This window comes from Acinetobacter sp. LipI_23 (assembly GCF_058243045.1).
Genome location: NZ_JBZAYJ010000007.1, coordinates 1 through 10,256, shown reverse-complemented (window position 1 = coordinate 10,256; position 10,256 = coordinate 1). Strand labels below are relative to the sequence as shown.

The window sequence follows — 10,256 nt, the reverse complement described above, 5'->3', positions numbered from 1 at the left end:
TTCCTGTTATTGGTAAAGATCAAATTCCTATAGTAGCTAAACTACTTAAACTATTTGGTAAAGAGCCTGTAATTTTAGCTGATGCTGATGCTATTGCAGATGGAGTTGATGTGATTTCTCCATTCTTAACAGGAAATGAATCAGCTAACTTTAAAGCATCAACAAAAGGAGCAAGAGATGCTCTTAGTTTGGCTCGAGACATTAATAGTACATTCGCTACTTTAGTGAATACCAAATGGAATCAAATAGAAGCTTTAGCTACACAACATCCATATTGGACTAATGGTCAATCTGATATAGCTAAAGCCAAAAAAAGAGCAGCATTCTCAATACTATTTTCTAATGATAACAGTGTATTAATAGATTTTTTAAAAGAAAATCATACAGATTGGATAATTATTAAAAACAGATATGAGGCATTGTTAGAAATTATTGAATCTTGTGGTGTATTTTTCTTAAAAAAAGGAGCTATTGAATCTTATTATAATTTGTCGGATCAAAATACTTCTGAGAAAAAGGTTGATGCAGCAATAGAAGAAATCTCTCATATTGATACTCTGACGAACGAGCAAATCCATCATGCATATGAAGATATTGTCAAATGTCTAATCTTTGCGGCATCTACAAGTCAAATCAATGAAGCTCTTGCACTACAGGATATATTATTAGCAATCGTGGCTCCTTGTTTACCTAAAATCCAAGATGCTACTAATCAAGAAGATCTCAACATTTTTGCTTCATCTTTATTTCCTGATAAAGCCAAGATCTTTAACTTAACTAGAAATGGAGATAATTTAATAGTTGAATTAAAAAGCAGAATTATTAAATGTGATAAATTCCCATTAACTATTCATAAAGATGAAAATATTATTACTTCCATACATAGCAAATTATTATAAAAATCTAGCCACTTAATTCTTAAGTGGCTTTTTATTTAACATAAAATTTCATACGAGAACTCCAAAAATCGTGGAATTTACAGTGCATTTAACATAATGGGCGCTATACGAAATTCATTTTTAAATAGTGTTATATTTCAAAAAGTTATGTTATAAAAAAATCGGGGACGCAAACCCGAAAAGCCGACTTGTTTCCAAGTCGGCTTTTTTATGAACGTTTTTGATACTTCTTGCCAATGATTCTGACTTTTTCAATAAGCATATCTTATATAGCATATTGATTATATCAAATAAAATGATTAATATTTGCTATATTAAATGTATTCGATCGACTACAATATAGTGAGGAACATTCATGATCGAAATTAAACGTCTCCCTGAATTTGATAAATGGTTAGATAGCCTAAAAGACAATATAACCCGTATTAAGTTGAATAGAAGATTAGATAAGGTTCAACGTGGGAATTGGGGTGATGTAAAACATATTCAAGAAGACGTTTGGGAAATGAGAGAGTTCTTCGGCCCAGGTTGGCGCATGTACTACATCAAACATGGTGATGTTGTAATAGTTATGCTTGGGGGGGGTGATAAATCTACACAGCAAAGAGATATAAACCGAGCTGTAGAGCTATCCAAATCTTTAGAGGATTAAAAAATGGTTAAAGTCGCTGATCTACCTAGCTTTGACATGGCAGAAGCGCTTAAGACTGAAGAAGATATTGTGATGTATCTCAATATAGTTCTTGAGGATAATGACCCTGCCGAATTAGCACATGCACTCGGTGTTATTGCAAAGGCTAGAGGTATGACTCAAATTGCAAAAGAGGCTGGAATAGGTCGTGAAGCGCTTTATAAAGCTCTGCGTCAAGATTCATCACCTCGTTTTGATACAATTAACCGTGTTGTTCATGCATTAGGCTTAAAATTAACTGTACAAAATGTATAATGTATTTTCTGCTACACAATTAAGAAAACTTAATAATGAGAAAAATAATTTTATTTGTAATTTTCCTTTCTTCTTCGACACATATTTTTGCAGAAAAATATGAAGATTGTGAAAATTTTTATGAAATTGCTAAAGAAGTAATGACTATACGTCAAAGTGGTATGGACCAAATGCAATATAGGAATATTACAAAACAGCAATTTAAGGGAAGAGAGCTATCCCGAAGATTAAATCTAATAGATGAAGCATATACAAGGCAATATTTTGGTCATATTCCTGAATTAAAAGAAGGTGTAAAAAACCAAATCAAGACATTCGCTGAGCGCGCTTATAAATTATGTAAGCGTGGCGAATGGTGACCCACTCCTAGTTAATTAAGAAATAAGTTATTTTTATGAAATGTCTTCTAATCTCAACATTATTAATGACATCATCATTTGCTTTTGCAAGTAAAGAAGAATCCATAAAGAATATTCTTATTTATGATGATTTTACCACGTGGATAGATAGTGGTGATGCACTATTTGACTGGGAAAAAATAGTTAAAATTTCGCCTAAAAAGGCAGTAACAACAAATAAAATAAAGAATGATTTTGCAGGGAATGAGGTGGCGGCAAATAGAGATTATGCAAGTCAATGGATCCGCTTAAAAGGTACAGTCAAAAATGTAAAATTAGATCAAAATGGAAAAATGTATGCCGATCTAACAGAAAACTATGTAAATTTTAAGGCTTATATTTCCGATTCTGATTTTGCGGCAAGCCTTAAACCCAATCAAAAAGTAGATATGTATTGTTTTAATACAACGGTAAGTTCAGCAACTCAATGTATTAATTATCAGAATTGGATTTGGGAAAAAGCATCAGAAACTAATTTATCAGAGATAAGAGCAAATAAAGGAATTTCTTCATTTTCATCAATATTATCTAAATCTATTCCTGATAATACTTTTAATGAGTCTTGCTCTAAAAATATATATTCCTCTATCTGTAAAAATGCTGTTATGAGTTCTGAAAAGGATTTTGAGAAGATAATTGAGAAAGAATTCAAAAAATCTTGTGGTAAATCGAAAGAGTCAGAGGCTTGTAAAGATTTCAAGGACTCAATAATGGATATAGAGAAGTTTATTACCAAGTAACATTGCCCCAAAAACACATACCTAGTAAGTGTCTTTTTATTTAACATAAAACCTCTTATGCGAAATTCTGTTGTTAGGGCACACCAGATAACAAAAAACGGCTATATAGCCGTTTTTTCATAGTTCAAGTAATCACTTGGACTGGCCTTTTTAATACGTATCGGCATATCAAACAACTCCCAATACTTTGGAATATCTAAGGTGCCAAACGTACCGTTATACATTACAACAGCAGTATATTTAGGCAAATGGATCAACTCATCAGGCTCAATAATATATTCACGTCTTGTATTTTCTGAATCGCCTGATGACGTGCTTTGGGTCTGAATATCATGATTATTTATACCTTGCCCCTTATTCTTTGCATAGATGAAATAAGTCGTTTCTGTTTTCCCAATCAGTTTGCTAAATTCCTCAGCAGTAAAATTATCTTCAATTCTGAACACAACTTTGTAATTGCTCGAACCTAAGAATAACCTGTCGGCATTTGCACCATACAAGCGATTTAAGCCCTCTAAACTTTGCAGGTATAAGAAAGTAGGCATATTTGCAGAACGGATGGTATTGAGTAACTCAGTAAATTTTGGAATAGGGGTACAATTGATAATTTCATCAAGCGCGAGGAACACCGCGCCACGATCTTGATTCGCTTGCAGGATGCGCATGACATGCGCCACAGTTGCACCAAAAAGTGTTGCCGTTGAACTCTTATACTGCTGATCAAATTGCAAGAAAACTGCTTGTTTGGGCTGCATCAGAACGTCTTTTAAATAAAAGCCCTCTGCATTGTCTGAAATTGATTTTCTAATGCGTTCATCATCAAGAAAGTCAAATGCTTTTGACACTGCGGTCATGATCGATGCAAACAAGTTATCACTTTTTGCTGTACGCGAAATATCTTTTGCAATACTCGACACGGTTTCATTTTGCGACTGTCTCAAGGTCTTTAACAGCTCAGCATTATCGTCCATTAAATTGATAAAACGTTGCGCATTTGGCAATGATGCTTTAGGGCCTAATTCTATCAGCACGGCTTTTAAAAGCCGTCTTGCATTATCATTAAAGACTTTTGCATCTGAGGAGTCAGAGTCAGGAATAATGATATTGAGCACTTCATTAAATTCCGCTGAATCATGTACTTCTGAAAATAAATTGTAGTGATCCGCATTGATATCGGTTGGATTAAAAACCCAATCTTTATATCCGAACTGCTCAAAAATATTGTTATATTTCAAGATCGCCCAAATTTCAGGCTTGATATCTGTTGCAACAAAACTTTGTCCAGATTCCATCCAATCAATCAATTGTAGAACTAAATAAGCTGTTTTACCTGCACCGGATACGCCTGCAATAATCCCTCGGTCTTCATTGGTCACTCTTAGCGATTTCCAGACAGGTTCCTTAAGCTGATCATCCAAAATATAAGAAATTAAAGGGGTTCCAACCTCTTGCGTTAACTCAACTGCATTTAAAAGCGTTCCTAACCCCTCGGCAGACTGCTTTTTCTCAATAGTTTTTCGCTCATACTCAATATTTTCATGCCCAATAATTCTTGAAGATGCATAAGAAGCCAAAACGAGCTCACCCATCGCAAGCAACATAAGTATAAAAAATTGAAGTTTGCTAACGTTTAAATAGCTTGAATAATGAATAACAGCACATATAAAAAGCCCTGTTGAAATCACTAAAAAAAACTTAAAAGCATTATCTTTGACTCGCTCTACATCAGACTCCTTTATCTTCCAAGTTATTAAAATATAAGTATTAAATAAAATAATTAATAAGACTCCAATGACAAAAGCTAAGATTAATTCTGCAATGAGAAGCCCACGAAAAGAACTAAGTAACTGATTGAATGGAATATGTAATGGATTCATCTTTGCTCTTGTTTCCCCTCACACCCCGTTAAGAATTGAGGTTCAAAGATTGGCGTTTTGAGCCATGAGCATCGCACCATGTAAAAGAAATTCTGCTCTAATTTTTTAAAACGGATCAAATTAGGAGTCGTTTTTAGCTCAGCTTCTGCATTCCAAATCACCAATTTGCAATTGATGCATTTACCACAAATAGGAAGTCTTGCTCTTATTTCTTCGGCAATAACCATTATTTTTTACTCCAGCTACCAAGGTACACCGACGTAATATTGATTCGGCTATGACCGAGCTCTTCACTAATTTGCAGACGTATCACCTCATCTTTTTGCTTTTCTACAGCCGTGAGTTTTCTAATACCACCAACAGCGGGACATTCAAAGCCCATAAGTTCCAAATATCGTGCTTGCGCATAGCCATGTCGCAAACCGTGTGTTTGCCCGAGACCGAGCGATCTTGTGATGTTTTCAAAAAAAGACAAATGAGAAACATACGTTTTTTCTTTGGGAATCAAAGACCCCCCATTTTCAACCGCTCGCGCGTATGCACTCCAGATCTCATTGCGCTGTTTTTCATTGGTTATCGGGATTGTGCGTGGTCTGCCACCTTTCGCCCAACTGCTCTTTATTCGAATATATTTAGCATTATCAATATATTGTCCATCTAAAGCATAGCTAGGTTGAAATTTAATTGATTCTTCACGTCTAAGTCCGAAGGCTTCTTGCAATCGCAAACTTTGCGCAATATTTGGATCAATTTGCGATAAATCGATCCCTTTTAATGAAATTGATTTATTTTCATTTGTCACATATTGCCGATTTTGTATTCCATAAATTGCATTACTATTCTTAATAACCACGGGTTTTCCAATTTTTTTGAAAAGCCAGCGCAAGATAGCCATCCGGTTTTTAATCGTACCAATGCTTTTTTCTTCATCTTTCCACTTGTTCAGAAGTGCATTGACATGTCTAGTTTTTAAATCATGAACATTTAATTTATCAGTGCGATAACCCAATTCATGCAGTTGTCTCGAAAAAAGTGACAACATTTCATGTCGATTTGCTTGAGTTGCAAAAGAGCCATCACGATTGTGCTGGCAAATTTGCATAAGCTGTGCTTCTAGTTTATTCACAAATAATGTCATCAAGCATAAGCTGCAATTTCTCAATTTCAGCTTTACACTTTTTACTAATTCTTTTTGTTTCACTACATTGATTTTCAGAAATCAGCACAAGATAACAGCCTAAGCGTCGAGAAAAAGAAAACTCTTTGATTTCACTTGCTTTTAATGTTCTTTGGCCATCACTAAAAATTAGTGATACATATGCAGTCATATCAAAATATTCAACAGCAGAACGCTGTAAAATCGCATGATTTTGATGAGAATCTTGGTGAAATAAACGTGAAAAAATACTCATTTTGAGCTCCACTTTTTTTAATGAAAGTGCAGCTTACAAAAAAGTTTAAAAAATTTTCTAAAAAAACCAATTTTTGGGCGAAAAAAATCACTGCAGAGACTTTTCTCACCATTTTGTTTAAAAATTAATCGAATCGCATCCAACTTTGGTAAGTGTTAATGACCATTTTTAATATGAAAAGTATTAAAAATTTTGATTGGCCAGTGGAGAAATAAATTCATAAACAAGGAAACAAAAGTTCTAATCAAGCACGTAAGATGTTGATATTTCATGTTTATTGCGATTTTTTTAATTGGAGAACATTGAAAGCTATGAAAAAGAGCAAAAAAGATAAGTTTTAATAATAAAACAAATTTTAAATCACGTGGGCATAATTTTTTAAAAAAGGCTTTATATCGCATAAATCAAGGCTATACCCGGAGCGTCACTACCTAGAAGGCAGTGACGCTCCGAGTAATGGCAACTGTTTACGCGTATCTAAAAGGGAGGTCGCCACCCTTCGGGATGACTCGGCTACTCCCGAAAAAATTTAGATGGGAGCTTGTAGTCAGAGAGAATAAGTTTTGAGATTTAGATTTTTCTTAGTCGCTCACATTCCGTTCGCTTTGTTCTCTTTTCCTCTTAAGAGTAATTAGTAGAGCGAGTGTCTACGAGCGAACTGAGAAAATTTGGCCATCTCTTTTCATGATTACAAGCTCCGTATCCATTAATCACTTGCATTGCAGAGCATCCCGCATGGGTGCGAACCTTCCAAGTTTGATTCAAGACCGAGCGTAGCGAGTAAAAAAACTCATGAGCGAAGCGAATTCCGAGTCGTTTTTGATCTTGCTTTTGTTTTTTCAAAGTTATGAAAATATTAACCAAAAATTGCCCCCACGAATCGAGCGAAAGCGAGATTCAATAGAGTTTGAGCGAAGCGAAAACCAAGGGCAATTTTTCTTTGCTTAGGCTTTTAGTTATTTTTAAAGTTTTTCAATGCTTTTAAATATGCTGAAGGCCCTTATTTACAAGGTTTTTATACATTATAAAACGAGGTTTACCTTGCATTAAAACGAGGTTTACCTTGCATTAAAACGAGGTTTACCTTGCATTAAAACGAGGTTTACCTTGCATTAAACGAATTAGAAATGTAATCTCGTCTTAACGAATTAAAAATATAACTCGTCTTATGAAAACAGAACTAATCGTTAAAGATAATGCCTTGATTAATGCCAGTTACAACCTTGATCTAGTTGAACAGCGGTTAATTCTCCTAGCTATTATTGAAGCAAGGGAATCAGGTAAGGGAATAAATGCTAATAACCCATTAACGGTTCATGCTGAGAGTTATATCAATCAATTTGGTGTACATCGAAATACAGCTTATCAAGCACTAAAAAATGCTTGTGATAGTCTATTTGCAAGACAGTTTAGTTATCAAAGTCTCAGTGAAAAAGGTAATGTTATTAATCATAAGTCAAGATGGGTGAGTGAGGTCGCTTATATTGACCATGAAGCGGTTGTTAGACTTATTTTTTCTCCCGCTATTGTTCCTTTAATTACAAGACTAGAAGAACAATTTACAAAGTATGAAATACAGCAAATTAGCAATTTAACAAGTGCTTATGCTGTTCGTTTATATGAGATCCTTATTGCATGGCGTAGTACAGGAAAAACACCAGTTATAAATATGCATGATTTCAGACAAAAAATAGGTGTGCTCGATCGTGAATACAAGCGGATGTATGACTTTAAAAAATACGTCTTAGAGATTGCATTAAAACAAGTTAATGAACATACAGACATCACGGCCAAAGTTGAACAGCATAAGACTGGTAGATCAATTACAGGCTTTTCATTTAACTTTAAACAAAAAAAATCAGCTGCTAAGTCACTAGAGAATAAGCGTGATCTAGACACTATCGATCTTTTTTCAAAAATGACCGATAAACAATGCCACCTATTTGCCAATAAACTCTCCGAACTTCCTGAGATGAGTAAGTATTCCCAAGGCACAGAAAGCTATCAACAATTTGCAATACGCATCGCTGAAATGCTGCAAGATTCAGAGAAATTTAAGGAGTTAATTCCTTTACTAAAAAAAGTAGGGTTTCAATGACGTTGTTAATTGACATTGTAAAGTTAACAGTCAAGTATTAACACAAATTGAAAACTGGTTTACATGATGAAAAAACTGTCAGTTTCAGAACTAGCAAAACTATATGGATACTCTAGACAGGCTATTTATGCCCATATAAATAAAGGAAATTTATCAAAAGGATCTGATGGATTAATTGATTTTTCAGAGGCTTTGAGGGTCTTTGGAGAGCCACAAAAGAACAACTCTACTGTCAACCAAAGTCAATCGACTAACAGTCAAAACTTAACAGAAGTTGACTTATTAAAACGTCAAGTTGACATACTAGAAAAACAATTAAATCAGGCAGTACAGAGAGAAAATCAATCACTAGAACGTGAATCGTTTTATCAAGAACAGATTGAAGCTATGCAACGTCTATTAGAAGCCCCAAAAGCCAATATGAATACGTTTACCGATCAGAAATCTAATCAGGATATAGCAACAGATCCTCGGTTAGAGCCAGAGCCGAACTATGACGGATTGACTACTCTTGAAAACAAGCGCATTCCAGTGCTTGAACAGATAGAACAGGAACCACAAAAAAGAGGCTTTTGGAGCCGTTTTTTTAGACCCTATGATTAACCACGATTGTTTAACTGATATGAACAAAGTTGTGAAACATTGATCAAATAATAGGCGTGGAACGTGAAAAATCATAAAAAAAGCCCACCAGAGGGTATGTGGGCTAAAATCATGTAACTACAGCATTGATTTCTATAGATAATTATAACGCATTTCGTATAACGCGTATTATGTTAATTTTAGAAAATCTTAAATTAAGAATTTAAGATAAGTCTTACCAAATTCTAATTAAGCTCGAACTAATCATCTAGTTTGTAAAATTTTACTATAAAATTAAAAAATTTATTTTTAACAAGAGTTTATTTAAATGGATTTGCCCTTAAATCTTACATGTAATATCAATAGCCATAATGGATCTATTCAAAGAAATATCATATTAGAAAATACTTTTACTTGTATTTTAGGTCCTAATGGCTCAGGTAAAACACATCTTTTAAGAAGTTTAAGAGATAGCATACGGCCCCATATTCAGAAAAAAACTCGTTTTATCTCTGCTGGACGTATTGGTTTATTAGAGCAGTTCAGATCAAACTATGATGGTCATCGAATAAGCTATAATGGTCACAGTACACACTACAACTTTGAATATGACTATGCTCAATTTGGCAGTAAAGACTTTGCTAAGCGTAGACACGATATTGAAACTTTACAAGGCGACTATCAGACTTTAGCTCAACGTCCAGATATCTTGATAAAAATCCAAGAAAGATTAAGTAAGTTATTTCGAAGAAACTTGATTGTTAGTTGGGATGATGGTCATCTAAAAATATTTTTTTCTCGTTTAGATGGATCAGAACCATATTCATCCGCACGTGAAGCATCAGGACTAATGCATTTAGTTGGAATATTGTGTGCCCTTTACGATGATGAAGTAGGAGCCCTATTTATCGATGAACCAGAAGTATCATTGCATCCACAACTTCAATCCTTTTTATTAAATGAGATTCTGGATATTGTTGGAATTCCAGATGAATATACAAATAAAAAAATTATAGTGATCGCAACACATTCTACAGAGATGCTTTGTATCAATAAGCCAGAAGATTTATCTTCTTTAATATTTTGCTATGACCTAAATTCAGAACCTAAGCAAGTTTCTAAGGAAGATGGAACTCTAAGAAATGAGAAAATTAAAAATCTGATTTCTAAGTTAGGACAAGAACATAAGTTAACTCTTTTTTCTCACAGGCCACTTCTAGTGGAAGGTCCTTCTGATGTTGTAATGTGTAACACATTGGCCAAAAAACTAAATATATATTTAGAAGCATCCGGTTCTCAGATTC

General features: G+C 34.2%; 11 protein-coding genes and 1 pseudogene. 8 read left to right on the top strand and 4 right to left on the bottom strand.

Annotated features, from left to right (window positions below; all coding sequences use genetic code 11):
• From AC4CVD_RS18445 to AC4CVD_RS18425, 5 genes and pseudogenes are all read left to right on the top strand, one after another.
• Nucleotides 1-899 (top strand): annotated as a pseudogene (locus AC4CVD_RS18445) (hypothetical protein); the annotation flags it as partial.
• A 355-nt stretch (nt 900-1,254) separates the two neighbouring features.
• Complete coding sequence (locus AC4CVD_RS18440) at nt 1,255-1,551, top strand: type II toxin-antitoxin system RelE/ParE family toxin (RefSeq protein WP_264077519.1); 297 nt, start codon at nt 1,255-1,257, stop codon at nt 1,549-1,551.
• A 3-nt stretch (nt 1,552-1,554) separates the two neighbouring features.
• Entirely contained in the window at nt 1,555-1,845 is a 291-nt protein-coding gene (locus AC4CVD_RS18435) for an addiction module antidote protein (RefSeq protein ID WP_264077520.1), read from the top strand.
• Nucleotides 1,846-1,880: 35 nt separating this feature from the next.
• Nucleotides 1,881-2,204, top strand: a complete 324-nt coding sequence (locus AC4CVD_RS18430) for a hypothetical protein (protein WP_264077521.1) — start codon at nt 1,881-1,883, stop codon at nt 2,202-2,204.
• Nucleotides 2,205-2,239: 35 nt separating this feature from the next.
• On the top strand, nt 2,240-2,983 hold the full coding sequence (locus AC4CVD_RS18425) for an OB-fold protein (RefSeq protein WP_490753670.1): 744 nt from the start codon (nt 2,240-2,242) through the stop codon (nt 2,981-2,983).
• 101 nt (nt 2,984-3,084) lie between these two features.
• Here AC4CVD_RS18425 and AC4CVD_RS18420 read toward each other — a convergent pair whose 3' ends face one another.
• The 4 genes from AC4CVD_RS18420 to AC4CVD_RS18405 are packed head-to-tail and all read right to left on the bottom strand — an operon-like array spanning nt 3,085 to nt 6,272.
• Complete coding sequence (locus AC4CVD_RS18420) at nt 3,085-4,860, bottom strand: type IV secretory system conjugative DNA transfer family protein (protein ID WP_490753668.1); 1,776 nt, start codon at nt 4,858-4,860, stop codon at nt 3,085-3,087.
• Nucleotides 4,857-5,087, bottom strand: a complete 231-nt coding sequence (locus AC4CVD_RS18415) for a hypothetical protein (RefSeq protein WP_490753666.1) — start codon at nt 5,085-5,087, stop codon at nt 4,857-4,859. Before AC4CVD_RS18415 ends, AC4CVD_RS18420 begins: the two co-directional genes overlap by 4 nt.
• Nucleotides 5,087-5,986, bottom strand: coding sequence for a phage integrase N-terminal domain-containing protein (locus AC4CVD_RS18410; RefSeq protein WP_490753664.1), 900 nt, complete (start codon nt 5,984-5,986; stop codon nt 5,087-5,089). Before AC4CVD_RS18410 ends, AC4CVD_RS18415 begins: the two co-directional genes overlap by 1 nt.
• On the bottom strand, nt 5,979-6,272 hold the full coding sequence (locus AC4CVD_RS18405) for a hypothetical protein (RefSeq protein WP_490753662.1): 294 nt from the start codon (nt 6,270-6,272) through the stop codon (nt 5,979-5,981). Before AC4CVD_RS18405 ends, AC4CVD_RS18410 begins: the two co-directional genes overlap by 8 nt.
• A gap of 1,168 nt (nt 6,273-7,440) precedes the next feature.
• Here AC4CVD_RS18405 and repM point away from each other — a divergent pair.
• From repM to AC4CVD_RS18390, 3 genes are all read left to right on the top strand, one after another.
• A complete protein-coding gene (gene repM / locus AC4CVD_RS18400) occupies nt 7,441-8,370 on the top strand; it encodes a replication initiation protein RepM (protein WP_490753660.1) in 930 nt (309 codons plus the stop codon).
• A 66-nt stretch (nt 8,371-8,436) separates the two neighbouring features.
• Complete coding sequence (locus tag AC4CVD_RS18395) at nt 8,437-8,973, top strand: plasmid replication DNA-binding protein (RefSeq protein ID WP_490753672.1); 537 nt, start codon at nt 8,437-8,439, stop codon at nt 8,971-8,973.
• Between the two features lie 307 nt (nt 8,974-9,280).
• A partial coding sequence (locus AC4CVD_RS18390) for an ATP-dependent nuclease (protein ID WP_490753658.1) occupies nt 9,281-10,256 on the top strand: 976 nt, incomplete at its 3' end.